This window comes from Pseudoalteromonas rubra, assembly GCF_004212645.1.
Classification (GTDB): domain Bacteria; phylum Pseudomonadota; class Gammaproteobacteria; order Enterobacterales; family Alteromonadaceae; genus Pseudoalteromonas; species Pseudoalteromonas rubra_G.
Genome location: NZ_PPUZ01000080.1, coordinates 51,760 through 75,308, shown reverse-complemented (window position 1 = coordinate 75,308; position 23,549 = coordinate 51,760). Strand labels below are relative to the sequence as shown.

Sequence of the window (23,549 nt, the reverse complement as noted above, 5' to 3'; positions counted from 1 at the left end):
GATAACCAGGCAAAAATTTTGATGTTTAGTCGTTCTAAATAAGAAATTTTTAACACAGTTAGCGTCGTATTTGATCCGTCAAATGGAACAAGTATTAAGTGAAATTAGTATTAATCAATGGCGGCGATAAAACGGCGCTCTACTTCCTGCCAGTTAATCACCTTGTAAAAGGCTTCAATGTACTCAGGCCTGCGATTTTGATATTTCAGATAATAGGCGTGCTCCCATACATCAAGGCCTAAAATGGGCGTCAGGCCGTCCATCAATGGGCTGTCCTGATTCAGCGAGCTGGTAACCTGCAGACGCTTTTGGGCATCAATGACTAACCATGCCCAGCCACTGCCAAAGCGACTGACAGCTGCCTGGGTAAACTGGCCTTTAAAGGAGTTAAAATCGCCAAAATGTTTGTCAATGGCGTCACAGAGCACACCGGGATGTAATTGCCCGCCTTGCGGCGACATGATCTCCCAAAATAGGGAATGGTTGTTGTGACCGCCGACGTGGTCGCGCACCGCACCGCGTAAAGCGTCGGGTAGATCCTGAATATTGGTCAGCAATTCGATACTGGATTGGTCTGCAAATTCACTGCCCTCAAGCGCGGCATTGGCTTTATTCACATAGGTCTGGTGGTGCAGGGTGTGGTGGATCTCCATGGTTTTACTGTCAATATGCGGCTCTAACGCATCATAGGCGTAAGGTAATTCGGGCAGTGTAAATGCCATACTTCTCTCCTTTGGATTAATGATAAGGGTGTGCTGAATGTGGGGTGTTGAGTACCGAAGTCGCCCAGCTGACCAGATTTTTGTGTGCCTGGTGGTTGGCAATAAAGTGCATTAACTCCGTATGCGTTCTCATCCCGTGGCGCATTGCAATGGATCCAACCTGGGGGTTGGCATGATCGCCGAGCTGGGCCAGCTGCTGGTGTACTGCTATGAGCTGCTCACAGGCTTTGTGTGGCAATGTCATGGCCAGGTAGCAGTCGGCCAGATTATGGGCGGCAACGACGAGGGCCGGGCAGCAATGCATCAGCGCCTCTTCCTGAAGTTGCCGATCATACTGATGCGTAAAGTGCGCGATTAAATTGCTTACCAGATACAGGGCACTTTGATAGTGATCTCTGGCGCGATAGAATGACTGATTTTCAAACGCACAGTTACCCGCGGTGATTGCTTTTTGCCAGGGGGCGAGTGCATGTTCGTATTGATCGGCAGTGCAATTTGGCGCAGTTTCGGATTGCAGCATAGATAGCTCCTCCTGTTGATGGGCAGTGGTTCAACACCACATAATCGGCTTATTACACACATGAAAACACAAATGAAAATAATTGTCATTTATATTTATGAGTTTCTATATTTCTATATTTCTATATTTCTATCTTTCTATCTTGCAGTTAATCGCTGGACACCTGATGGACTAAAGTGAGAGGGGAGCAGAATGGCTTACCTTCTGTGAAGGGGGGAAAATCAGCGCGTGCGGGACACGCGCTGGATAGTTAGGCTTTTAGTGCCAGCACGGCGTCAATATCGGCAGCGCTGTGGCGCTCAGGCAGCTGCTCCCAGGACTCACCAAAGGTGCGGTTAACTACCCGGCCACGTTGTACCGCAGGACGTGCGCCAACTTGCTCAGCCCAGCGCACCAGGTGCTCATACTCGTGCACCTGTAAAAACTCGCCGGCATCGTATAGTTTGCCCAGTGCCAGGTTGCCATACCAGGGCCAGATGGCGATATCGGCAATGGTGTATTGTTCGCCTGCAACATAGGTGTTGTCTGCAAGGTGCTTATTCAGCACATCCATCTGACGTTTGGCTTCCATGGCAAAGCGATTGATGGGGTACTCCTGTTTTTCATCCGCATAAGCATAGAAGTGACCAAATCCGCCGCCGACAAACGGCGCTGAACCTTGTGCCCAGAACAACCAGTTAAAAGTGTTTGTTCTTGGTGAGCCAGGCGAGGGTAATAAGTGGCCAAACTTTTCCGCTAAATAAACCAGGATAGAAGCGGATTCGAAGACTTTGACCTCTGTTTCACCTGATTTATCGACCAGGGCGGGAATTTTTGAGTTTGGATTAACGTCGACAAAGCCAGAAGAGAATTGCTCACCCTCACCAATATTGATTAGGAAAGCATCGTATTCAGCCTCGCTTACTCCAAGTGCCAGCAGTTCTTCCAGCATAATGGTGACCTTTTGGCCGTTTGGTGTTCCAAGCGAGTACAGTTGCAAAGGGTGCGTGCCGACGGGCAGTGCCTGTTCATATCTGGCACCGGATTTCGGGCTATTAATATTGGCCCATTTATTATCGCTACTGGACTGATGTGTCCACACTTTGGGCGGCGTGTAGGGGGTATTACTCATGAGATCTCCTTGAATATCATTGGCACTGACCGGATAAACCTCACCTTAGCGTTAATTATGCCGATCTGCCAGAGGCAAATGGTAAGAACAAGCCCTAAGTAGGGTAACGGTCAGCAGAGTGCCGTTACCCCGCAGCTGGATGTTTATTGCCCCTGATTCATTTCAGTGAGCTTATTACCAACGGGTACTGAAAAGTTGTAGCCATCGAATTTATCCCAGTTGATGGACCAGGTCATCACACCGCCAAAAGCCGGGTAAGGCTGGCTGGGCGCAATGGTGCCGCATTGCGTGCCTTTAGTCAGGCAGTCCAGCGCTGCAATGATATTGGCAATGGGTGCCTGACCTGAATTGGCGGATTGCGGGCCGGATGGCAGGCCAATGGCGACTTGATCATCTCTGAGCGGCATAAAGCGACTGCCATCGGCAAGATCAAACCCTTCAATCAGCATTTTGGCGTGTGCGACCATCATATTGACTGAGCCTTCCGGTGCACTGCCCGGCTCGTAAGGGTTGGGCAGTCCGCCATTGTTATAGAGCTGCACATGCAGTAAGTCCAGGGTGTCTCTGAGCTCGTTGATAAGTGGTATGTATGCGCCCCAAATGCCGGAGTAGGCTATCATACCGCCATGAACGTAAGGATGCTCCGGCGCCATAGTTAAGACCATGTCTCCGCCAATATTCTGCTCTATCTGCTTAATTGCTCTGGGCAGGCGGGCTTGTATCTGAGAACCGTGTAACAGGTTTGAGCCACTTTCAAGGTCGATATCCAGGCCGTCAAATCCCCACTCCTGAATAATGGCCGTGAGGCTGCTGACAAAATTCGCTTCATCGGCATCGGTATTTAAGGTAATGGTACCTTCGGCACCACCCAGGCTGAGTACAAAAATTTTGCCCTGGGCCTGTAGTGCCTGCATATCGGTTTTGAATTTAGCTGGGTCAATAGGTGGGCAGTTAGAGCGAATGTCTTTCTCAAACGGTTTAAAGTGCACAGTGCCGTTAGACGAGCGGTCGTTTTCTGCAAAGGCAATGTCAATGATGTCCCAGGCGTCGGAGATCTGATCCAATGGAATAGGGCATCCGGCCGGATTAACAAAGTTATGCCAGTAGCCTATGAGTTTATGGGTCTTGCCAACCGGTGGGGCAATCACAGTGACAGTGGCCGCCGGGCTGTTTGTGGTATCTCCCGATGTGCTGGTCGCAGTTGCATAGATGCTGAGCTGTCCAAGTGTTGCGGGCGCGTAATTAAACTCATAAGGCGCCTGGGTATCGCTAGCCACTTTTACCCCATTGGCATAAAAATCGACCATAGAGATCTGACCGCTGAGCGCCTGAGCATTAGCTTTGATAGTGATCGCATTACCCAGTACATATTGGGTACCCGAAGTTGGGGCGGTTAAATCAACCACCAAAGGCTGATCTGTCACTGTAACCTGGATGGTTTGCTGGCTCTGATTGCTCTCGTTGTCGGTTGCAACGGCGCTGAGTATAACTGGCCCGGTGTTGCCTGGCGTCCACTCAAAAGTCAGTGCATTTTGCGCGGTGCTGCTAAGTAAGGTTTGATCAGCGTACAAGTCTAACTGCGAAATCGTCCCGTCAGCATCGGAGGCACTGACTGCGATTTGTGTCGGCTGGTTAAGCAGCAAAGTGGCATTGTCATTAGGCTGACTAAAACTGATCTCAGGCGCAATAGCACAGATCCCTAAATCGCTCCAGGCGTCCTGCCAGTGCTGGCCCACACCGGGCTCATAGGCCCACGCGGCACTGGAGCTACACCAGCCCGCGATGTCGCAGCGGTATTTGCGATTATTATGCGCGACCAGTTCACCACTTTGATAGCTTTGACCCGCACGATAAGTGCTCAGGCCCGCACAGCCGCCAGAGCTTGCAGCGCTCACCTGAATGGTCACATTGGCTTCGGCGGTTGCGCCTTTGTCGTCTTGTGCAATGACTCTGAGTTGCTTGCTGCCCGGGCTCACGGTTACAAAATCATGGCGAAAAGGCGGGGTGTTGAGTGTTGTCAGACGCTGCGCATCTCGCCACATTTCGACCTGCACAACCTGGCCATCGGTGTCAGTGACCTCCACTGCAAGGCTAACGGTATCGCCAACTTTAAATGCCTGATTGTTTGTCGGTGTTTCAATGGTGAGAGCCGGAGGGACATTACCGCTGCCATCGCGCACAGTGATGTCAGCCGTTGCGGGTTTACTCAGGTTCCCTTTGGCGTCTGCTGCCACTGCGCTCACCGTGTGCATGCCAAGCTGTGCTGACCAGGTAAGTTGGTAAGGAGGCTGGCTCAGTATACCGACGCTAATGTCGTTGACAAAAAACTCTACCTGGGCAAGATCGCCATCCTGATCACTGGCATTCGCAGAAAAAACAGCGCTGTCATTTTTGTTCAGCACAGCACCGTCTGACGGGCTTAGCAAAGTAACCAATGGGGCGTTGCCGCTGATGCATTGGCCAAGTTGTCGCCATACGTCAAAGGTACCTGAATTATTCGCGGGCAGTTCATTTTGATTGAACCATTTTGCTTCATAGGCTTGCGCCTGAGCACGTACTTGATCCCCTCTGCGGTAAACCGTTGAGCTGGACCATTCGGCGAGGGCGCTACAGTCATAGTTGGCGGTATCGGCCTGAGCCCAGCTGTGTACTGCAATCATTTGCAGCCCAGCGGCACAGCATATCTTCATTAACTTTCTTGTGTTCATAGATCACTCCGTTTTACATGTTGTATGTTTTGTAGACAAAACATTGACAGCATAGAGTGAAAAATGGCCAGGATCAATCTGCTGCGGGTGGCTTCTCTTTGATAGTGACAACCCGCTGCGGGAATGGGATTTCTATATTGGCAGCCTGAATTGCGGCATAAATGGCACCGTTGATTGTCAATTTATGCTCGATGATCTGCGTGGTTGGCACCCAGTAACGATAGCTGATCAGTACGGCACTGTCGCCAAATGCTTCTATCCCAACCTGAGCCTGTGGCGTGTCTGCGACGGCGTCATGATCGGCCAGAATTCGATTAATAATCGCAATGGCCTGCTCGGCGCTGGCACTGTAAGCAATACCTATTTCTCCTTTTACCAGCGAGTGAGCAAAGGAGTTTTGCATAATTTCACCAATGATGTGCTTGTTGGGAATGGTTATCTCGACTTTTTCTTCGTTAACCAGGATGGTGTGGCCCAGTTCAATACTTTTTACCTGACCGCAAACCCCTTTAACAGCTATGGTGTCGCCCACCACAAATGGCCGGGTGGCAATGATGGCCAACCCAGAGCCGTAGTTAGATAACATGCCCTGCACCGCCAGACCGGCACCCAGTGAGGCCGCACCAATTGCCGCCACAAAGGGGGTCACACTGATCCCTATTTTGCCGAGCGCTATAATGGTAAACATAATGATGATCAGGACTTTGACCACATTACTGATGAAGTTTGTCAGCGTAACGTCAATATTGTGCTTGAGCATCAAGGCTTCGGTGGCTTTCGCGAGCTTTTTCGCCAGCCATAAGCCGAGGAGCAGGATCACCAGCGCACCTAATAATTGCATGCTGTAAGTGACCAGGTAATCTCGGATCAGCACGTAGTAATGTTCAATTTGTGCGATTTCTTGTTCTATCACAGTGTGCTCCTGCGTGGCTGTCACGGCAAGTCGTGGCAGCTTATCGGTTGATGATAAAGTGGTTTCTTTCAGTTTAGCTGATTATGCCCTGTAACAAAGTAAAAAGCACCGGCACCCAGCTTGCGGTGATCATGGCACTGATTATCATCGCAGCGGAGGCAAAAGCACCAGCAGCAGGGTGATGTTCCATCGCGGCCGCTGTGCCAATTGCGTGACAGGCCACGCCCAGCGCAATTCCTTTGGCCTGCGGCTGAGTTACGCCGGCTAAACTAAGCAGTGACAAGCCAAAGACGCCGCCCAGCACGCCAATGAGAATCACCATAATGGCGGCAACCTCGGGCAAGCCATTCAGCGAATCCGTGACAATCAATGTAATGGGTGTGGTGACAGACAAAGCCATGAGTGAAGCGCTCAGTGCCGTGGATGCGCCAAACAACTGACAGAGCAAAAACGCCAGCAGGGTTGCACTGGAGATCCCGACAAAGCTGCAGGCACAGATCAAGACAAGATAAGGTCTGATTGAATTGAGTTGCTGGTACAGCGGCAGGGCAAGGGCCACCACAGCAATCTCAAGGAAAAAGCTGATTGGTGTTGTTGCATTGCGATAGTCAATATAATCAACATCGCTTATTAGTAAGCAGGCGCTGATGATCACGATGCATAGCAATACGGGATTCAGTACAGGTGAGCGCCAGCGCTGATTTAGGCGTCGCATGACAAAAAATAACACCAGAGTGACTGAGCAGCCAAGCAACATATTAATCATAGTATCTGCCCTTGCTTGCCAGTTTTCCTGTCAGGAACAGACCGAGTGCCGGTACCAGGATGAGTACACTTACCAGCAGCCAGGCGCTTTGACCAAGTATGTCCAGATAGCTAATCAGTCCGACACCTGCAGGGATAAAAAACACGGCCATATACTTTAAAACTGGTGCGCAAGAGGGCAGTAAGTACTCGCTTTTTATGGTGCCGGCCTGGAGTAAGACAAACAGCAGCACGAGCCCCAGTAACGGGGCAGGCAAACTCAGGGCAAAGGCGGCCGTGGCCAGTCTGGCTGCCCAGAGGCAGCCAATCAGAATCGCAAGGGATGCGATAAATCGCAGAGCTATCATCATAATAGACACGTTTTCGATTAAGCCTGTGGGTATTCTGAGCGCAATCCGTGCGCCTCACAATGCGACCTTATTACCATTTTCTGCGCGGGCGATATGGTTTGGGTGTGTCTGGCTGGCGGCCATTGTGCATAGCAGTGCGGGTATTTTTAGACAGCAGCAGCTTTATCTGAAACCAGGTTTCTTGCCATAACAGCTTACGCTGTGGCGGATGGTAAGCCGTATTGTAAAGGCACTTTATGGCGGCCAGTGCATCCGGCGAAACGTGCGCAAGTTGGTTTAATCGTTGTTGGATATTGGCCAGCGGATCGTCGCAGACCTCTGTCACCAGCCCAAGTTCCTTGGCTCGTTCAGCATCAATACGTTGTGGATTGGAAGCCAGCCAGAGCGCCTGATCGTGATTAACTATGCCAGGCAGCATCACACTGGTACTCATATCCGGACACAGCCCCCAACGGGCTTCCATAATGGCGAACTGAGCATCAGGTGAAACTATACGATAGTCAGCGCCCAAAGCGATGTGCAAGCCGCCACCCAGGCAGTTACCACGCACCAGGGCAAATACCGGCACTGGCAGAGTGCGCCAACCCAGCGCCACCTGTTGTACCAGATTGGCATTTCCGGGCAGCCATTTACCAAGCAGCGAGACGATATTACGGGGTTTTTTCATGACGGCGCCGACATCCAGGCCTGCGCAAAAATGGGCTCCCTGACCCTGGATCACCACAGCGCGTAACTGGCGATCGCGCCTGAGTGTGCGGATGATCTTATCTAGCTGTCTGAACATCTCGTAAGACAGTGCATTTTGCTTTTCGGGCCGGGCCAGGGTGACCCAGGCGATGCCGTCAGTTGTCTCTAACTGGACCATATCTGTTTCCTTTTTTCGCGCATCGTTATTATTCTTGTCGGTTTTCAGGGCTAGCATAGAGTATTTACTTTAACGGTGCCAGTGCTGCTGATGGCACTCAAAGCTGGTCAAATATCGTTTTTCATGTATTTGGACGATATTTTTGCTCAAACTAACTAAAAGCCATAGCCTTGTAAATTTGCAATTTGCTACTATACAACTCAATTTTGACAGACGAGGTGATGTAATGTCTGCACGTTTAAGTTCTATAGAAGAAGTATCACAACAAGCCTATGATATTTTCCTTGAGCTCGCCGCTGATAATCTGACCGCCGAAGACGTTGAGCTGTTCGACAGTCACAGCGAAGAGTTTGGATTTATCGAAGACAGTGTCCCGGATGACAGCTGGCAGTCACTGGTCGCTTATGAACAAGAAGCAGAAGCTGAGCACTTCGTTCAGGTGACTGTGGGGCTGGAGCTCGCTCAGGGTGATACCGTTTTTGCAAAGCTCCTGATTAGCCGCGACCTGGACGCGCCTTTTTGCCACATTATCTGGAAGCAGTAAGAGAAATCAGTGCAGTGAAGTACGCCATTTATTTCCTCTATTGCGCTGGGCTGTTGCTCAGTGCTCGGGCGCTTGCCGTCGATCCATTTGAAGATTTTCATGAGTACGGTGAGTTATCGGACGAAGAGATCCACGCGTTACATGAGGGAGAATTTTTGTACGGTGATGTTGAGCTGGGTGTATTGCTTAATCGGGGCAATACCAGCAATACGGCATTTAAACTTAAAAGTAACCTCTATCAGGATTTTAAGTACTGGCGCAATCAGTTTAAGTTCGATGGGGCATATCGCCGGGAAGTTGATCCGGAAACCAAGATCGAAGATGAAACTGCTTCTCGATATTTCATCTCTGCGCAGGGGAACTATAAAATCGGCGAGAAGAATACCTCGTTGTTTTTATATGGTGACTATGAGCGAGATGAGTTCAATGGTCGCGAGTACACCACCACGTTCGTTGTTGGCTATGGCAAGCGGATTTTTGAAGGGCGTAAGAATACCGTTGACGTCGATCTCGGTCCGGGTTTGTCTATGTATCGACGCGAGGATGAGGTGGAGCTAGAGCCGGGTGAGCAAAGGGTTGAGCGGGGTCACTTGCTACGAGCGGCTTTACAGTGGGAGCGCACCGTATCAAAGCGAACTCGCTTTAATCAGGATATCAGTTATGAAAAGTCTGTATCGGGACTCGGCGCTCGGGTATTTTCCGAAACGGCGCTGATCAGCCAGGTGATGGGCGGGGTTTCAATGAAAGTTGCTTACACCTATCGCTATCATTCCCAACCAGAAGAAGGTAAGGAAAAAGCGGATAGCGAAGTGGGTGTGACACTTGTTTATAGTTTTAATTAGGTTTTGAAGCGGATGTATAAAAACACGCAATGGTCCTGGATAATTTGGGCATTTCTGGGTTGGTTTGCCACCTTTGTTGCTATGGCAATCTATTTGTTAGGCCATAATGCACTGTTGTATGGGTTCATTGGGATTCTGGCTCTGATCGGTTATTTGTTCTACGGGCTCACGCTGGAAGTTGATAAACAACAGCAGACAGTGAGCTGGTGGTTTGGCCCAGGTATCCTGAAGAAAACGGTCAACGTAAATGAGTTACAGTCGTTCGCGGCCGTGACTAACTCATTTCGTCACGGTATTGGAGTGAAGATCACACACGATGGCTGGGTGTACGCGGCACACGGCTTTAAAGCTATAGAATTTGTGCTTGAGGATGGCACGCAATATCGCATTGGTACGAACGACCAGGCTGGTGTACTTGCCGCCCTTGAGGACATAAAAAAAAGCGCCCGATAGGCGCTTTCTAGTGTTTATTGGTGCATTAGTGATGGTGGCCACAGCCGCCTTCACTGTGTACATGGCCATGCTCCAGCTCTTCGGATGTGGCTTCGCGCACGTCGAGAATTTCAACATCAAAGTTTAACGTGATGCCGGCAAGCGGGTGGTTGCCGTCAACGATCACATCGTCACCTTCAATGCCGATCACAATCACGGTTTGCTCACCTTCGTCTGTGGTTGCACGAAATTGCATACCAACTTCAACTTCCATCTCCTCAAACATGCTTTTTGGCACAGCCTGCATCAGATTATCATGACGTTCGCCATAACCATTTTGTGGCTCTACACTGACGCTGAACTTGTCACCCGCTTGTTTGCTCATCAAGGCATCTTCCAGGCCCGAAATCAAATAACCCGTACCAACGATAAACTCCAGAGGTTCATCATCAAAGGTGTTGTCAATGCTGTTGTCATCGTTGTCCAGTACAGCGTAGTGCATTTTTACAACGGTATTCGGGGCAATCTTCATAATATTTCCGCTTAATTGTCTTCTAAAGAATAGGGCAGTGGCTGGATAGTCAGCGCCACGTCCGGGTGTGTTTTACCGCGCAAAACGGATGCGTCGGTTAAATCGTTGGCCATCACTGCCAGCGCATAGTAGTCCTGACTTGTGCTGTCGTAGGCCTGATGGATCACTTTACCGGCCCGGCGCCAGTTATCACCATCCAGTTGTATTTCAAGTTCGGATTCCTGTGGATGCGCTGCAGTCTGGCCCTTGACGATATACAAGGCACGTTTGTTCTTGCCCAGGTAACGCATCCGGGCCACCGTTTCCTGACCAGTATAGCAGCCTTTTTTAAAGCTGATCGCACCGAGTGCCTGCAGGTTCACCATTTGAGGAACATACTCGTCAATGCTGGACTCGCCGAGCTGTGGCTCGCCGGCCAGAATCGAAGCGGCCTCAAACGGGGTCGGATCGGTGTGTAACGCTACGCCTTGTGGCAAGGTGTAGCCGTGCTCTACGATCAGCAGAAGTCGCTGGCTGTCCAGTTGCAGGGCCTTATTATTGCCAGCAAATGTGCAGGCATTGGCCTCCTGAGCGAAGGTGAGCCCGAGCTGCTCGCAAGTGTGTGTCATGTCATCGGTCAGAATACCAATAACCTGATGGTGGGTGATGTCAATATCAACCTTGGCGAAGACGCCATATTTTTTTAACTCACGGCAGGACGCGTCGGTTTCTGCCTGAGAGCCAAGTAGCAGATAGGAGTCGTTTAACTTACTCAGCCTGAGCGTTGCCCATAATTTGCCTTTGGGGCTGCAATGCCCGGCCCACAGGAAGTTATCATCCGTCAGCAGATTGAGATCCTGGGTGACCTGGCCATGCAGGTAACTCAACTTATCGGCGCCGCTTACAGAGATCAATTGTAAACTAAGAGGATATGCATTTGCTTGTGCCATCTTATTGATCCTTGTTGAAGAATTTACCTAATATTACCGTAATTCTCGCAGCTGAGATAGGCGCCAAAGGCAGGATTATTGTTTATTCACCCAGTTAACGTGCATCGCAGGATACGTTATAATCGCTTCGACACGACAAATTTTAGGGGTATGTGGAAATTATGGCTGAGTTGTATTCAAAAGCCCGCACAAAATGGGCATGTCGCCGTGGCATGCTGGAGCTGGATATTTTACTGGAGCCTTTCGTAGACGAAGCGTATGACCAGTTATCTGAGCAGGATAAACTGGTGTTTCAACGTTTACTGGAAGTTGAAGATCCCGATTTGTTTGCCTGGTTTATGGGTCATGAGGCATGTCCTTATCCCGAGCTGGATGCGATGGTAAAGTTCGTTCTTGACCGGGTCCGCGCTTAGCTTTTACTTTACACAAAACACACCAGACCACAAATTCATTGTGGTCTTTTTTTGCTGCCTGGCTTTGGCTCTGATTATCGCAGCGCCAACTCTCTGGTGGTGGCATTGTGGCACCTGCCTGTTGGGTTACTGCTTTGCCAGATACAAGGCTCGCCAATGTTTTATACCATCAGGGCAGCTGGGGTTTTTGCCGGAGCAAGGCTTGGTGCTAGTGTCGGCTTCGCAGCAGCACTGGCAGGGGCAGTTAAAGGCAGCGCACCTGTATTTTCACAGCGCTTTACTGCTGACCGTTAAGACCGAACAGGGCACCCGGCATATTGGCGTGATGCGCCACGCAATGGATGAACAATACTGGCGACAATTATGCCGCCAGGTATTGCAGATGAAATGAGCCCGAACTTCGGGCCCGAACGGCATTAGCGTTTGATTTTGCTGGGTGTAAGCACCGTTGGTGCGGTGGTCTGGGCACTGTCTGGATAGTCCAGTGTATAATGCAGTCCGCGACTTTCTTTTCTGGCCAGCGCGCTGCGAATGATCAGCTCTGCGACTTGCACCAGGTTACGCAGCTCCAGCAGGTTATTGCTGACTCTGAAGTGTGAGTAGTACTCCTGGATTTCCTGTTGCAACAGTTCAACTCGACGCAGTGCACGTTCCAGGCGTTTGGTTGAGCGTACAATGCCAACATAGTCCCACATAAACAGCCTGAGTTCATGCCAGTTGTGGGTGATCACTACTTCCTCATCAGAGTCACTGACCTGGCTTTCGTCCCATTCCGGCAGCTGTGGCGGCAACGGCTGAGTATCCAGTTTGGCGAGAATGTCCTTGGCAGCGGCGTGAGCAAATACAATACATTCAAGTAAAGAGTTACTGGCCATGCGATTGGCACCATGAAGCCCAGTATAGGCGACTTCGCCAATGGCGTACAGATTGCTGATGTCGGTCAGGCCATTGAAGTCCGTCATCACGCCGCCGCAGGTATAATGTGCGGCGGGCACCACCGGGATAGGCTCTTTGGTGATATCCAGGCCCACACTCAAACATTTGGCGTAAATGGTCGGGAAGTGCTCAATAATGAAGTCTTTGTCTTTATGAGAAATATCCAGATACACGCAGTTGGCGCCCAGGCGTTTCATCTCGTAGTCGATGGCGCGGGCCACCACATCACGGGGCGCTAATTCTTCCCGATCATCAAAATCTGGCATAAACCGGGTGCCGTCGGGGCGTCTTAACAAGGCGCCTTCGCCACGCATGGCTTCGGTGATCAAAAAGTTTTGCAGTTCAGGGTGATACAGGCTGGTTGGGTGAAATTGATTAAATTCCATGTTGGCAACGCGACAGCCGGCGCGCCACGCCATAGCAATCCCGTCGCCGCTGGATACGTCCGGGTTAGACGTGTAAAGGTACACTTTACTGGCGCCACCGGTTGCCAGCGCAACAAACTTAGCGGTGACAGTTTCAACCTGATTGGCACGACGGTTGTATACGTACAGGCCATGCACCACCTTTTGCCCTGAAGCGCCATGAGTGATGAGATCAATGGCGTTATACTGTTCCAGCAGCAAAATGTTGGGGTGTTCCTGAACACGTTCAATCAGAGTCGACTGGACCGCTTTACCTGTGGCATCGGCCGCATGCAGGATACGGCGATGGCTGTGTCCGCCTTCACGTGTCAGGTGAAAACGTTCCTTTCCTTTGCTGTCGAATTCCATATCGAATGGCACGCCCTGCTCAATTAACCATTTCAGGCACTGCTTAGCGTTAGACGCTGTATAATGTACGGCTTCTCGGTCGCATAGTCCTGCACCTGCTGCAAGAGTATCTTCCACATGCGATTCTATGCTGTCATTTTTCTTATCAAACACCGCAGCAATGCCGCCTTGTGCGTACAAGGTTGAGCCTTCACGCAGGTCACCTTTACTGAGTACCGTGACGCGACAGGTGTTGGCCAGCGACAGGGCCAGGCTTAGCCCGGCTGCGCCGCTACCGACGATAATGACATCTGTTTGGTGCTGAACTTGTTCTTTCATGTTAGTGGGTCTTAGCTAATTAAACCTGATATTCTGTGTGTTGTGATAAATCTGCTATGCTTAGCGCAATGTTGCCGCACGCTGATTTATCTGACACCGAATACATTTATGACGTGACAATACGCGGTATTTTAAAAAAAATATCAAAAAAACAGAACTTTTTATTCAGCACTAAGTCAGAGTAGCTGTAAAAGATGGCAACAATGCGCGACAATGTGTGTGAAAAACAAGTAATAACAAAGAGGAGTACCGGCTCGAATGAGCGAGCAGGATTTAGATTTAGAGATAGTTCGGCGTGTTCAGCAAGGAGATAAAAATGCGTTCAATTTGTTGGTTGCCAAATATCAGAACAAAGTTGCAGCATTGATCTCGCGTTACGTGTCCAATTCGGGCGACGTGGCCGATGTGGCACAAGAAGCGTTTATTAAGGCGTATCGAGCTTTACCCAATTTTCGGGGAGACAGTGCATTTTATACCTGGCTGTACCGTATTGCTGTTAATTGCTCGAAGAATTATCTGGTGGCACAAGGGCGTAAACCGCCAGCGAACGACGTTGATGCAGAGGAAGCCGAATTTTACGATGGCGCAGAACAGCTCAGGTCAAACGCGTCTCCGGAAAGCTTGTTGCTTAGCGATGAGATCAAAGCAGTGATTTTCAAGACCATTGAATCGCTACCAGATGATCTTAAAACGGCAATCACGCTACGTGAGATTGAGGGCATGAGTTATGAAGAAATAGCCGTAGTGATGGATTGTCCGGTAGGCACCGTTCGTTCCCGGATCTTCAGAGCGCGTGAAGCCATTGACAATAATATTAACCCACTCATAGGTAATAGTAGATGACGCAATCAAACTTTAATGTCAAAGACGGGCAAGTTACATCCAGTATTCTCGATGCCGAGCAGGCACTGGATAACGCCAGTCAGGCACAGTTCGATGCAGACAAGTTTGCCCGCTATGCGCTGATAGGCGATGCAATGCGTAGCCAGCAAAATCAGGCACCTTGCATAGATATCACCGCCAGCATAGCGGATGCGCTAGCCGATGAAGCCACTTATGGCGAACAGGTATCACAACAGGAACCACAAAAAGCCCCTCAGGAAAATAAGGTTGTTACCTTGTCGAACTGGCGTAAGCCTCTGGCCCAGGTTGCGATTGCAGCCAGTGTGTCTTTGGTGGCGGTGTTGGGTGTGAGCAATTATAGCCCGCAGGAACAAGCCAATGGCGACTTTCCTGTGTTACAATCGACCCCGGTAACCGGTTCGGTGTCGCCAGTGAGCCTGTCTTCAGAGCCTGCACTGGAAAGTGCTGAAAAAGGTTTAAGAGAGTTGCAACAGCAACGTATTGGTGCACTGGTACTTGAGCATCAGCGCCAGTCCAGAATGGCACATGCACTGGCTCAACAGGCACAGCAAGAAAAAGAGGAACAAGCAAAGTAGATGAAGTGGCTTGCGTTATTACTGGGAGTGGGCCTGAGTGCCCAGGTTGTTGCCAGCGAAATCATTAATGCAAAACAGCTGCTCACTGATATGTCTTCTGCCATTCAGGAGCGTAACTTTGATGCATCATTTGTGGTGGTGAAAGGCAAGGGGATGGAACCGTACCGCTGGATCCACGGCAAGGTGGACAACAGTGAACTGGAAATTCTCAGCCGACAAAACGGTGCTGGCCTGGAAGTGGTGCGCGTCGATAACAAAGTTACCTACTTCGAGCCACAAACCCAACCTTATTCTATCGAAACCGATGCCATAGCCGGCCCCATTCCGGAAATTTTGTTTGGCGAAGTGGGCAGCCTGGCGAACAGCTATGATTTTGTGCTCGGTGGCAAAGAGCGTATTGCCGACAGAGCCGCGCAGCTTGTGCGTTTAGTATCTAAAGATGAACATAAATACAATTACTGGCTGTGGATTGATATTCAATCTGCGCTGTTGCTTAAAGCCGCCTATGTCACCCAGCAAGGTGAAGTGCTGGAGCAGTTGCAGCTCACCCACATCAGCGTGACTGAGCAACCGGCGCCACCGCTGATTGAGTTAAGCAGTAAAGATTTTCCTATGCCTTTGGCGTCCCTTGCGCCGGCAGAAAGCGCGCAAAAATTGCAAAACAACTGGCGTATTGGCTGGTTGCCAGAAGGTTTTAAACTACTCAAGTCGGACCGTCACAAGCTTGACTTGAACAATGAACTGGCGGATTACTTCTTATTTTCCGATGGCCTGGTGGAGTTTTCAGTGTTCGTGCAAAGACCCTTGTCGGGGCAAAGAGCCAGCGGCGCGCTCAGTTCTGGCGCGACCACAGTGTATGTCCACAACTCCGGTGCATTTGACGTTTCTGTGGTTGGCAAGATCCCAACGATGACGGCCAAGGCAATCGCTGAGTCGGTGACACGGCCACTATGATAGAACAAACGCTTACCGTCTCGCGGGTTGAACGCGATACTGTCTGGCTTGTTGCTGAAGACAAGCCGGCGTGTGCCGGCTGCAATGGCAGATGCGGTTCACAGATCTTCAGCAAGCTGTTTGGCAGCAACAAAAAGGCCTTGCCCATAGTGTGTGAGGAATCCGTTCAGGTTGGACAAAAAATGACCCTGGCACTGGATGATAGTAAAGTCGTTGAAAATGCGCTTTGGGTCTATTTGTTACCGCTGGCAATGGCGTTTTTTGCCATGTTTGTTGCTCACCTGATGCTGGGGGTGTCTGAACCCTGGCAGATCCTGGCCGCTACATTGGGTGGCCTGACAGGCTTTCAAATCGCAAAACAACGCACAAAAGCGCTGCGTCATGACATCAAAGTGATAAAAATTTATCCAATTAGCCTTCCCCTAACGCAAATAGATGGTGATTGCGCCAAATAAATTGTAAAATCGGCGTTTAATCTCTATTTGTGAAAAACAGAAGTTTAGAATCCAGTATATGAAGCACATCCGTAACTTTTCAATTATTGCCCATATAGACCACGGGAAATCGACCCTTTCGGACCGCTTAATCCAGGTATGCGGCGGCTTAACAGATCGCGAGATGCAGCAGCAGGTGCTGGATTCGATGGACCTTGAGCGAGAGCGTGGGATCACCATCAAAGCGCAGAGCGTGACACTGAACTACAAAGCCAATGATGGCGAGACGTATCAGCTTAACTTTATCGACACACCGGGACACGTTGACTTCAGCTACGAAGTATCACGTTCACTGGCTGCCTGTGAAGGTGCTTTGCTGGTTGTCGATGCCGGTCAGGGCGTAGAAGCTCAGACCCTGGCAAACTGCTACACCGCGATTGAAATGGACCTGGAGGTTCTGCCGGTGTTGAACAAAATCGACTTACCGCAGGCCGATCCTTTGCGCGTTGCAGAAGAGATTGAAGAAATCGTCGGCATCGAAGCGCTTGAAGCGGTGCAGTGTAGTGCCAAAACCGGTATCGGCATCGACGAGGTACTGGAAATGATTGTGCGCGACGTGCCGCCACCAGTAGGTGAGCCGGAGCAGCCACTGCAGGCCCTGATCATCGATTCCTGGTTTGACTCGTACCAGGGCGTTGTGTCTTTGGTGCGTATTAAGCACGGTGAGCTGCGTCGTGGAGATAAGATTAAGATTATGTCGACAGATCAGACGCACATTGCTGATAAAGTCGGTATTTTCACCCCGAAACAAACCGAAACTGGCGTATTGAAAACCGGTGAAGTAGGCTTCGTGATTGCCGGTATCAAAGACATTCATGGTGCGCCGGTGGGGGATACGATCACCCTGACAAAAGAGCCTGCAAAAGAGCGTCTGCCAGGCTTTAAGCGTGTTAAACCTCAGGTTTATGCGGGTATGTTCCCTATTTCGTCAGATGATTACGAGAACTTCCGTGATGCACTGAACAAGCTGAGCCTCAATGATGCGTCTTTGTTCTTCGAGCCGGAGAACTCGACTGCACTGGGCTTTGGTTTCCGTTGTGGCTTCCTGGGTATGCTCCACATGGAAATCATTCAGGAACGCCTTGAACGTGAATACGATATGGATCTGATCACAACGGCACCGACGGTAGTGTACGAAGTGGAAACCAAAGATGGTGTTATCCAGATTGATAACCCGTCTGATCTGCCACCGGTTAACGACATCATTGAAATTCGCGAGCCGATTGTAGAGGCCAATATTCTGGTGCCTCAGGAATACCTGGGCAATGTCATTACGTTGTGTGTTGAAAAGCGCGGCGTACAGACCAAAATGAGCTATCACGGTAAACAGGTTGCGGTCACTTATGAGTTGCCTATGGCCGAAGTAGTAATGGACTTCTTTGATAAACTGAAGTCAACCAGCCGTGGTTTTGCGTCACTAGATTACAACTTCAAACGTTTCCAGACGTCTGATATGGTCCGTGTGGATATCCTGATCAATGGCGATCGAGTCGATGCACTGGCCATTATTGCCCACCGTGACAACTCGCAAAGCCGCGGACGTCAGCTGGCTGAAGCACTGCGTGAACTGATCCCGCGTCAGATGTTTGATATCGCGATTCAGGCGGCGATCGGTAACCACGTGATTGCACGAAGCACTGTTAAACAGTTACGTAAAAACGTCATCGCGAAGTGTTATGGTGGTGACGTCAGTCGTAAGAAGAAACTACTGCAAAAGCAAAAAGAAGGTAAGAAGCGTATGAAGCAGCTGGGCAACGTTGAGGTGCCGCAGGATGCTTTCCTTGCGATTCTTAAAGTAGGTAAGTAACAGGAATTATTATGGCAGGTTATTTTTCAGTATTTTTGGTGTTATTGACGCTCGGCTCGGGCTTGATATGGCTAATCGATCATTTGCTTTACGCGCCTAAGCGTAAGGAGCGTATCGCATTAGCACAAGGCGCGTCTGAGCAGCCGCTTGATGAGGAAACCATTGAGCAGATAGCACCTGTGCCTGCCATCACTGAAAGCGCAAAATCCATCTTTCCGATGATTGCTGCGATCACAGTGTTCCGCTCATTTATTTTTGAACCCTTCCAGATACCCTCTGGTTCAATGATGCCAACGCTGCTTGACGGCGATTTTATCCTGGTACAAAAATACGCGTATGGCATCAAGGACCCGGTCTGGCGCAGCCAGTTGGTTGAAGTGGACGACCCGCAGCGAGGCGACATCGCAGTATTTAAGTTCCCGCTTGATGAGCGCATTGACTTCATCAAGCGCATCATCGGCCTGCCTGGCGACCGTATCGTGTATCGCGATCGTCAGCTTTATATAAAGCCACATTGCAATGAAGGTGAACAGCAGCGCGATGGACTGGCATGTGGAGAGTTTAATAAGATTAACCTCGATATCGTCAACCGTGATGAGTTTAAACAAGGTGCGATGCAAATGGTTCGGCTAACCGAAAGCCTGCCCGGTGTGACGCATGATGTACTGGTGACACCTCAGTTGCCTGAACTGACCGAGCGTTATTACCAGCAACCAGGCACTCGACGCGATGAGTGGGTGGTGCCTGAGGGCAGTTATTTTGCCATGGGTGACAACCGTAACAACAGCCAGGACAGCCGTATGTGGGGCTTCGTGCCGAAAGAAAACCTGGTTGGTAAAGCCGTATTTATTTGGATGAGTTTTGATTTTGAAAATGGCCCGGACAGCATTTTGCCTTCCTGGGTTCCAACAGGAGTTCGTTTTGAACGCCTAGGTAATATTCAGTAGCATGAAAAAAAACGTCACAGAATTATATAAGAAAATCGGTTACGAGTTCTCAGATCAAAGCCTGCTTGAGCAGGCTATGACACACCGTAGCCATAAGGGACAGCACAACGAACGCCTGGAGTTTTTAGGCGACTCGATCCTGAGCTTTGTTATTGCAAATGCCCTGTACAAGCAGTTTCCAAAAGCGCGTGAAGGCGATCTTAGCCGCATGCGTTCAACCCTGGTACGTGGTCAGACACTGGCCGAGTTTGGTGTTGAGTTTGGTTTGGGTGATTACCTGAGATTAGGTCCTGGCGAGTTGAAAAGTGGCGGTTATCGTCGCGAGTCAACTTTGGCAGACGCGGTTGAAGCGATTATTGGCGCGGTGTTTTTAGATTCAGACATCGAGACCTGTAAGACGTTGGTTTTAAAATGGTATGACACGCGTTTGGCGGCAATTTCTCCGGGACACAACCAGAAAGATCCGAAAACCTTGTTACAAGAGTACTTGCAGGCACGCAAGTTACCTTTACCCGGTTATACTGTAATTGATACTAAGGGACAGGCGCACAATCAGACCTTCACGGTTGAATGTATTGTGGAAGGGATGGAAAGTATTATCTCAGTAGGCAGCTCACGTCGTAAGGCGGAGCAAAAGGCCGCTGAAAAAGCACTAAAGATTTTAAAGAATGACTCCTAATACCCATTGTGGCATGGTCGCGATTGTCGGGCGGCCCAACGTTGGTAAATCAACGTTACTGAACAAGCTGGTTGAACAAAAGGTCAGCATTACGTCTCGCAAACCGCAAACAACCCGACACCGTATCATGGGGATCCATACCGAGGATAACTACCAGGCGGTGTACGTGGATACACCCGGATTGCATAGCGAAGAAAAACGCGCGATTAACCGTTTGATGAACAGGGCAGCCTCCAGCTCCATCGGTGATGTTGAGTTGGTGATTTTCGTCGTTGAGGGCACTTTGTGGACCAAAGACGATGAAATGGTACTGAACAAGGTCAAAGACAGCGGTCGTCCGGTTTTGGTGGTGATCAATAAAAGCGATCAGGTGAAAGACAAAAGCGAAGCGCTGATGCCGCACCTGCAATGGTTGTCAGGGCAGGGCGACTTTGTCGGGATCATTCCTATTTCGGCCAAACAAAACCGCAATGTGGATATGGTTAAAGCCGAAGTGCACAAGCATCTTCCTGCGTGCGAATTCTTCTTCCCGGATGACTATGTCACAGACCGCTCAATGCGCTTTTTGGCCGCTGAGATTGTGCGCGAGAAACTGATGCGTTTTATGGGCGACGAGTTGCCCTATTCCGTGACCGTTGAAATTGAGCAATTTAAGTGGCTCGACAACGGGGTGTGGCAGATCAATGCATTGATCCTGGTAGAGCGCGAGTCGCAAAAACGCATGGTGATCGGTAATAAGGGTGAAAAGCTCAAAGTCATTGGCCGTGAAGCACGCCGCGATCTCGAAGAGATGCTGGATAATAAAGTGTTCCTCGAATGCTGGGTCAAAGTGAAGTCCGGCTGGGCAGACGATGAGAGGGCACTGCGTAGTCTTGGCTACGGGGAAGACTAATTGAACAATGACTTTCGACAAGCGTATTTGTTGCATCGCCGAGCGCACAGCGACTCACAGGTGATGCTCAATATGCTGGTCGAAGGGGTGGGCCAGTTGATGATGCTGGCTCGCATCAAAGGGCGCCAGGCGCTCAGGCACAACGCACACCTGCAACCCTTCAGCCTGCTGTTAGTACGCTACAGTGGCCGCCACGATTTAAAATATCTGAACGACATCGAATTACATACCCAGCCTTTGGCATTAAAAGGACAGGTGCTCTATTGCGGCTTTTACCTCAATGAGCTGAGTGCGCGGGTTATTCCCGTCAATGAGCCACTCGAATCAATGTTCTCGCTTTACCACCAACATTTATCTCAGCTACACGCCCTTAGTGACAGCGTCAGTAGGCAGCAGTTTGAGCTGACCTTGCGCAGCTTTGAGTTTCAGCTATTAGAGCAGCTGGGGTTTGGCGTCGAATTTGACTGTGACGCCGATGGTGAGATGATTGTAGAAAATGCGTATTATCAATATACCCGAGAGCTGGGGTTTGTCCGCACGGATGACAGGCATATTGGCTTTTCGGGCCGGGTACTTCACCAGATTGCTCAGCATGATTTTTCTGACGATCAGGTCAGGCGTCAGGCGAAAGGCTTAAGCAGATACTTACTCAGGCCATTACTTGGCCATAAACCGCTGAAAAGCAGAGAGCTATTTCAATCAAGGTAATAACAATGAAAGAGATATTATTGGGCGTAAACGTCGACCATATTGCCACATTGCGCCAGGCAAGAGGCACCAGCTATCCGGATCCGGCCCATGCTGCGGCTGTGGCTGAACATGCCGGCGCTGATGGCATCACTATCCATTTGCGTGAAGATCGTCGTCACATTCAGGATCGGGATGTGTATGTGATGGCCAAAACCATTCAGACACGCATGAACCTGGAAATTGCAGTCACCGATGAAATGCTGGATATCGCCTGTGAGGTTAAGCCTGAATATGTTTGCCTGGTACCGGAGAAGCGTGAAGAGCTGACTACAGAAGGTGGTCTGGACGTGATTGCGAATAAAGATAAGATCACACAGGCTGTGACGCGTCTGGCCGATGCGGGCATTAAGGTATCTTTGTTCATCGACGCGGATCCTAAGCAAATTGACGCTGCGAAAGACACGGGCGCGCCGTATATCGAGATCCATACCGGTGCCTATGCTGACGCCGAGTCAGACGCAGACATGCATGCAGAGCTGGAGCGGATCCGCAGTGGTGTTAAATATGCGCATGGTTTGGGTATTGTTGTTAACGCAGGGCATGGTCTGCATTATCATAACGTCAAACCCATTGCTGAAATGCCAGAAATTTATGAACTGAACATTGGCCATGCGATCATTGCCAGAGCCGCCATTGACGGGCTTGAGAAAGCAGTAAGAGACATGAAACGTTTAATGCTGGATGCTCGCAGCTAACGTTTTGACGCGAAGAATGTAAAAAAGGGGCTCAATACAGCCCCTTTTTTGTTACTGGGCAGCCAGATAGTCAATCACGACCTGGTGATGCTCTTTGGTCTTAAACTTATTGAATACGTGTTTAACGGTGCCATCCTGGCCAATCAGAAAGCTGATGCGGTGGATCCCGTCATATTCTTTACCCATGAACTTTTTCAGTCCCCAGACACCAAAAGCATCGGCAATGGCGTGATCTTCATCAGACAACAAGTCAAAGTTCAGCTCTTTTTTGGTTTCGAAGTTTTTTAATTTCTTAACCGGATCCGGGCTGATTCCAACCGCCACAGTATTAAACTGGGCCAATTGTTCTTTATGGTCTCTGAGCTGTTCAGCCTGGACCGTACAACCCGGTGTCAGCGCTTTTGGATAGAAATACACCAGCACCTGGTTTGATTCCAGCAGTGTGCTGAGTGAAATGCTTTCACCATCTTGATTTTGTAGAGTAAATTGCGGGGCCTGAGCGCCTGCTTGTAGCGTATTCATAGGATGCTCCTTAACGAATGCGTCGAAAAATATAATCCAGATTTAGTGAGTTTGAGAGATGCTCGAACTGTATTTTAAATGCGTCGGCATCTACTTCAATGGGAATGTTAACCTCGATTTCACAGCGCATATGCAATGCGTCATTTTCTTCATAGGTATCAGATTTTAATGAACTAATACTGATATTTTGCTCTGCAAAAAAGCGTGTCACTTTACTCAGAGTACCAGGCGCATCGAGTCCATTGTACTCCAGGGTATAGCCGGCACTGAACTCGTTTTGTTGATGGCTGGCTGTACGCTTCATCATGGTCAGTAAGCCCAGCTCCATGCCTTTGGTCGGCAAGGTATGCTCAACACGGCTAATTGCCGCCATGTCGCCTGACAACAACATAATGAAAGTGAATTCGTTACCGAGTATCGCAATGCGGCTGTCGATAATGTTGCAATTACATTCACTGACCAGCTTAGTCAGTTCACTGACGATCCCCGAGCGATCTTCTCCGATTGCGGTCAAAACCAATTGTTGGTTGGCAAATGTGGTCATTTAAGAACACCTTATACGCTGAGAATAGGGTAATGCCTGATGGCAAGTTTTAGATGTATAGCCGTAAATACTAACATAACTTAGTAACTTGGGATACTGGCAGAGGGTTTTGGTGGCTCAGATATTGCGTCGCGCAGGCTCACATCTTGTGTT

28 protein-coding genes are annotated in these 23,549 nt (G+C 49.8%); 15 read left to right on the top strand and 13 right to left on the bottom strand.

The annotated features are described in order from the left end of the window. Positions 1-110: 110 nt before the first annotated feature. The 8 genes from C3B51_RS21070 to C3B51_RS21035 form a co-directional block, all read right to left on the bottom strand. Positions 111-722: a superoxide dismutase gene (locus tag C3B51_RS21070; protein WP_125716341.1), complete on the bottom strand. Its 612-nt coding sequence runs from the start codon at positions 720-722 to the stop codon at positions 111-113. A gap of 16 nt (positions 723-738) precedes the next feature. Then, complete coding sequence (locus C3B51_RS21065) at positions 739-1,242, bottom strand: hypothetical protein (RefSeq protein WP_130246299.1); 504 nt, start codon at positions 1,240-1,242, stop codon at positions 739-741. A 250-nt stretch (positions 1,243-1,492) separates the two neighbouring features. Then, positions 1,493-2,353 carry a glutathione-dependent disulfide-bond oxidoreductase gene (yghU, locus tag C3B51_RS21060; RefSeq protein ID WP_130246298.1) on the bottom strand — a complete coding sequence of 287 codons (861 nt, stop codon included), beginning with the start codon at positions 2,351-2,353 and terminating at the stop codon, positions 1,493-1,495. 143 nt (positions 2,354-2,496) lie between these two features. Further along, positions 2,497-5,061: an Ig-like domain-containing protein gene (locus tag C3B51_RS21055; protein WP_240701940.1), complete on the bottom strand. Its 2,565-nt coding sequence runs from the start codon at positions 5,059-5,061 to the stop codon at positions 2,497-2,499. A gap of 73 nt (positions 5,062-5,134) precedes the next feature. Continuing rightward, complete coding sequence (locus C3B51_RS21050; RefSeq protein WP_125716344.1) at positions 5,135-5,974, bottom strand: mechanosensitive ion channel family protein; 840 nt, start codon at positions 5,972-5,974, stop codon at positions 5,135-5,137. Between the two features lie 73 nt (positions 5,975-6,047). Next, on the bottom strand, positions 6,048-6,740 hold the full coding sequence (locus C3B51_RS21045) for an LrgB family protein (RefSeq protein ID WP_130246297.1): 693 nt from the start codon (positions 6,738-6,740) through the stop codon (positions 6,048-6,050). Beyond that, positions 6,733-7,089 carry a CidA/LrgA family protein gene (locus C3B51_RS21040; RefSeq protein ID WP_125716346.1) on the bottom strand — a complete coding sequence of 119 codons (357 nt, stop codon included), beginning with the start codon at positions 7,087-7,089 and terminating at the stop codon, positions 6,733-6,735. Before C3B51_RS21040 ends, C3B51_RS21045 begins: the two co-directional genes overlap by 8 nt. A gap of 70 nt (positions 7,090-7,159) precedes the next feature. Beyond that, the gene (locus C3B51_RS21035) at positions 7,160-7,954 is read right to left on the bottom strand and encodes a crotonase/enoyl-CoA hydratase family protein (RefSeq protein ID WP_130246296.1); all 795 of its coding nucleotides are present in this window, start codon (positions 7,952-7,954) and stop codon (positions 7,160-7,162) included. Positions 7,955-8,180: 226 nt separating this feature from the next. Between C3B51_RS21035 and C3B51_RS21030 the strand changes: the two genes are divergently transcribed. The 3 genes from C3B51_RS21030 to C3B51_RS21020 are packed head-to-tail and all read left to right on the top strand — an operon-like array spanning position 8,181 to position 9,793. After that, positions 8,181-8,498 carry a DUF440 family protein gene (locus C3B51_RS21030; protein WP_130246295.1) on the top strand — a complete coding sequence of 106 codons (318 nt, stop codon included), beginning with the start codon at positions 8,181-8,183 and terminating at the stop codon, positions 8,496-8,498. Next, a complete protein-coding gene (locus C3B51_RS21025; protein ID WP_430929850.1) occupies positions 8,474-9,340 on the top strand; it encodes a DUF481 domain-containing protein in 867 nt (288 codons plus the stop codon). The genes C3B51_RS21030 and C3B51_RS21025 overlap by 25 nt, the downstream gene beginning before the upstream one ends. A gap of 12 nt (positions 9,341-9,352) precedes the next feature. After that, on the top strand, positions 9,353-9,793 hold the full coding sequence (locus C3B51_RS21020; protein WP_130246294.1) for a hypothetical protein: 441 nt from the start codon (positions 9,353-9,355) through the stop codon (positions 9,791-9,793). 25 nt (positions 9,794-9,818) lie between these two features. On the opposite strand, the gene C3B51_RS21015 is transcribed toward C3B51_RS21020, so the two are convergent. Further along, entirely contained in the window at positions 9,819-10,304 is a 486-nt protein-coding gene (locus C3B51_RS21015) for an FKBP-type peptidyl-prolyl cis-trans isomerase (RefSeq protein ID WP_130246293.1), read from the bottom strand. Between the two features lie 11 nt (positions 10,305-10,315). Next, a complete protein-coding gene (locus tag C3B51_RS21010; RefSeq protein ID WP_130246292.1) occupies positions 10,316-11,233 on the bottom strand; it encodes a YgfZ/GcvT domain-containing protein in 918 nt (305 codons plus the stop codon). Positions 11,234-11,394: 161 nt separating this feature from the next. Between C3B51_RS21010 and C3B51_RS21005 the strand changes: the two genes are divergently transcribed. Both C3B51_RS21005 and C3B51_RS24145 read left to right on the top strand, forming a co-directional pair. Then, positions 11,395-11,646: a succinate dehydrogenase assembly factor 2 gene (locus tag C3B51_RS21005; RefSeq protein WP_046006778.1), complete on the top strand. Its 252-nt coding sequence runs from the start codon at positions 11,395-11,397 to the stop codon at positions 11,644-11,646. A 40-nt stretch (positions 11,647-11,686) separates the two neighbouring features. Further along, on the top strand, positions 11,687-12,037 hold the full coding sequence (locus tag C3B51_RS24145; protein WP_346427297.1) for a protein YgfX: 351 nt from the start codon (positions 11,687-11,689) through the stop codon (positions 12,035-12,037). Between the two features lie 25 nt (positions 12,038-12,062). Here the strand turns inward: C3B51_RS24145 and nadB are convergent, their stop codons facing one another. Beyond that, entirely contained in the window at positions 12,063-13,673 is a 1,611-nt protein-coding gene (gene nadB, locus C3B51_RS20995) for an L-aspartate oxidase (protein WP_046006776.1), read from the bottom strand. 258 nt (positions 13,674-13,931) lie between these two features. On the opposite strand from nadB, the gene rpoE reads away from it, so the two are divergent. The 10 genes from rpoE to pdxJ are packed head-to-tail and all read left to right on the top strand — an operon-like array spanning position 13,932 to position 22,330. Next, entirely contained in the window at positions 13,932-14,516 is a 585-nt protein-coding gene (gene rpoE, locus C3B51_RS20990; protein WP_010382316.1) for an RNA polymerase sigma factor RpoE, read from the top strand. Next, the gene (locus C3B51_RS20985) at positions 14,513-15,112 is read left to right on the top strand and encodes a sigma-E factor negative regulatory protein (RefSeq protein ID WP_130246291.1); all 600 of its coding nucleotides are present in this window, start codon (positions 14,513-14,515) and stop codon (positions 15,110-15,112) included. Before rpoE ends, C3B51_RS20985 begins: the two co-directional genes overlap by 4 nt. Next, positions 15,113-16,066 (top strand): MucB/RseB C-terminal domain-containing protein, encoded by a 954-nt coding sequence (locus C3B51_RS20980; protein WP_125716353.1) that lies wholly within the window; start codon positions 15,113-15,115, stop codon positions 16,064-16,066. It begins immediately after the preceding gene. Next, a complete protein-coding gene (locus tag C3B51_RS20975) occupies positions 16,063-16,521 on the top strand; it encodes a SoxR reducing system RseC family protein (RefSeq protein WP_130246290.1) in 459 nt (152 codons plus the stop codon). The genes C3B51_RS20980 and C3B51_RS20975 overlap by 4 nt, the downstream gene beginning before the upstream one ends. A gap of 58 nt (positions 16,522-16,579) precedes the next feature. Continuing rightward, entirely contained in the window at positions 16,580-18,367 is a 1,788-nt protein-coding gene (gene lepA, locus C3B51_RS20970) for a translation elongation factor 4 (RefSeq protein WP_125716355.1), read from the top strand. 11 nt (positions 18,368-18,378) lie between these two features. Then, positions 18,379-19,314, top strand: coding sequence for a signal peptidase I (gene lepB, locus C3B51_RS20965; protein ID WP_046006770.1), 936 nt, complete (start codon positions 18,379-18,381; stop codon positions 19,312-19,314). Position 19,315: 1 nt separating this feature from the next. After that, positions 19,316-19,993, top strand: coding sequence for a ribonuclease III (gene rnc, locus C3B51_RS20960; RefSeq protein ID WP_046006769.1), 678 nt, complete (start codon positions 19,316-19,318; stop codon positions 19,991-19,993). Next, the gene (gene era, locus C3B51_RS20955; protein ID WP_130246289.1) at positions 19,983-20,885 is read left to right on the top strand and encodes a GTPase Era; all 903 of its coding nucleotides are present in this window, start codon (positions 19,983-19,985) and stop codon (positions 20,883-20,885) included. Before rnc ends, era begins: the two co-directional genes overlap by 11 nt. After that, positions 20,886-21,593, top strand: coding sequence for a DNA repair protein RecO (gene recO / locus C3B51_RS20950; RefSeq protein WP_125716357.1), 708 nt, complete (start codon positions 20,886-20,888; stop codon positions 21,591-21,593). Positions 21,594-21,598: 5 nt separating this feature from the next. Next, a complete protein-coding gene (gene pdxJ, locus C3B51_RS20945; RefSeq protein WP_130246288.1) occupies positions 21,599-22,330 on the top strand; it encodes a pyridoxine 5'-phosphate synthase in 732 nt (243 codons plus the stop codon). Between the two features lie 51 nt (positions 22,331-22,381). Here pdxJ and bcp read toward each other — a convergent pair whose 3' ends face one another. Both bcp and C3B51_RS20935 read right to left on the bottom strand, forming a co-directional pair. Then, a complete protein-coding gene (bcp, locus tag C3B51_RS20940; RefSeq protein WP_125716359.1) occupies positions 22,382-22,852 on the bottom strand; it encodes a thioredoxin-dependent thiol peroxidase in 471 nt (156 codons plus the stop codon). A 10-nt stretch (positions 22,853-22,862) separates the two neighbouring features. Further along, positions 22,863-23,396, bottom strand: coding sequence for a glycine cleavage system protein R (locus tag C3B51_RS20935; RefSeq protein WP_046006764.1), 534 nt, complete (start codon positions 23,394-23,396; stop codon positions 22,863-22,865). Positions 23,397-23,549: the final 153 nt, after the last annotated feature.

What these genes read in the sequence shown, in the direction of transcription:
- C3B51_RS21070 (WP_125716341.1), bottom strand. Translation starts at nt 722, where the DNA reads ATGGCATTTACACTGCCCGAATTACCTTACGCCTATGATGCGTTAGAG.
- C3B51_RS21065 (WP_130246299.1), bottom strand. Translation starts at nt 1,242, where the DNA reads ATGCTGCAATCCGAAACTGCGCCAAATTGCACTGCCGATCAATACGAA.
- yghU (WP_130246298.1), bottom strand. Translation starts at nt 2,353, where the DNA reads ATGAGTAATACCCCCTACACGCCGCCCAAAGTGTGGACACATCAGTCC.
- C3B51_RS21055 (WP_240701940.1), bottom strand. Translation starts at nt 5,061, where the DNA reads ATGAACACAAGAAAGTTAATGAAGATATGCTGTGCCGCTGGGCTGCAA.
- C3B51_RS21045 (WP_130246297.1), bottom strand. Translation starts at nt 6,740, where the DNA reads ATGATTAATATGTTGCTTGGCTGCTCAGTCACTCTGGTGTTATTTTTT.
- C3B51_RS21040 (WP_125716346.1), bottom strand. Translation starts at nt 7,089, where the DNA reads ATGATGATAGCTCTGCGATTTATCGCATCCCTTGCGATTCTGATTGGC.
- C3B51_RS21035 (WP_130246296.1), bottom strand. Translation starts at nt 7,954, where the DNA reads ATGGTCCAGTTAGAGACAACTGACGGCATCGCCTGGGTCACCCTGGCC.
- C3B51_RS21030 (WP_130246295.1), top strand. Translation starts at nt 8,181, where the DNA reads ATGTCTGCACGTTTAAGTTCTATAGAAGAAGTATCACAACAAGCCTAT.
- C3B51_RS21020 (WP_130246294.1), top strand. Translation starts at nt 9,353, where the DNA reads ATGTATAAAAACACGCAATGGTCCTGGATAATTTGGGCATTTCTGGGT.
- C3B51_RS21015 (WP_130246293.1), bottom strand. Translation starts at nt 10,304, where the DNA reads ATGAAGATTGCCCCGAATACCGTTGTAAAAATGCACTACGCTGTACTG.
- C3B51_RS21010 (WP_130246292.1), bottom strand. Translation starts at nt 11,233, where the DNA reads ATGGCACAAGCAAATGCATATCCTCTTAGTTTACAATTGATCTCTGTA.
- C3B51_RS21005 (WP_046006778.1), top strand. Translation starts at nt 11,395, where the DNA reads ATGGCTGAGTTGTATTCAAAAGCCCGCACAAAATGGGCATGTCGCCGT.
- nadB (WP_046006776.1), bottom strand. Translation starts at nt 13,673, where the DNA reads ATGAAAGAACAAGTTCAGCACCAAACAGATGTCATTATCGTCGGTAGC.
- rpoE (WP_010382316.1), top strand. Translation starts at nt 13,932, where the DNA reads ATGAGCGAGCAGGATTTAGATTTAGAGATAGTTCGGCGTGTTCAGCAA.
- C3B51_RS20985 (WP_130246291.1), top strand. Translation starts at nt 14,513, where the DNA reads ATGACGCAATCAAACTTTAATGTCAAAGACGGGCAAGTTACATCCAGT.
- C3B51_RS20980 (WP_125716353.1), top strand. Translation starts at nt 15,113, where the DNA reads ATGAAGTGGCTTGCGTTATTACTGGGAGTGGGCCTGAGTGCCCAGGTT.
- C3B51_RS20975 (WP_130246290.1), top strand. Translation starts at nt 16,063, where the DNA reads ATGATAGAACAAACGCTTACCGTCTCGCGGGTTGAACGCGATACTGTC.
- lepA (WP_125716355.1), top strand. Translation starts at nt 16,580, where the DNA reads ATGAAGCACATCCGTAACTTTTCAATTATTGCCCATATAGACCACGGG.
- lepB (WP_046006770.1), top strand. Translation starts at nt 18,379, where the DNA reads ATGGCAGGTTATTTTTCAGTATTTTTGGTGTTATTGACGCTCGGCTCG.
- rnc (WP_046006769.1), top strand. Translation starts at nt 19,316, where the DNA reads ATGAAAAAAAACGTCACAGAATTATATAAGAAAATCGGTTACGAGTTC.
- era (WP_130246289.1), top strand. Translation starts at nt 19,983, where the DNA reads ATGACTCCTAATACCCATTGTGGCATGGTCGCGATTGTCGGGCGGCCC.
- pdxJ (WP_130246288.1), top strand. Translation starts at nt 21,599, where the DNA reads ATGAAAGAGATATTATTGGGCGTAAACGTCGACCATATTGCCACATTG.
- bcp (WP_125716359.1), bottom strand. Translation starts at nt 22,852, where the DNA reads ATGAATACGCTACAAGCAGGCGCTCAGGCCCCGCAATTTACTCTACAA.
- C3B51_RS20935 (WP_046006764.1), bottom strand. Translation starts at nt 23,396, where the DNA reads ATGACCACATTTGCCAACCAACAATTGGTTTTGACCGCAATCGGAGAA.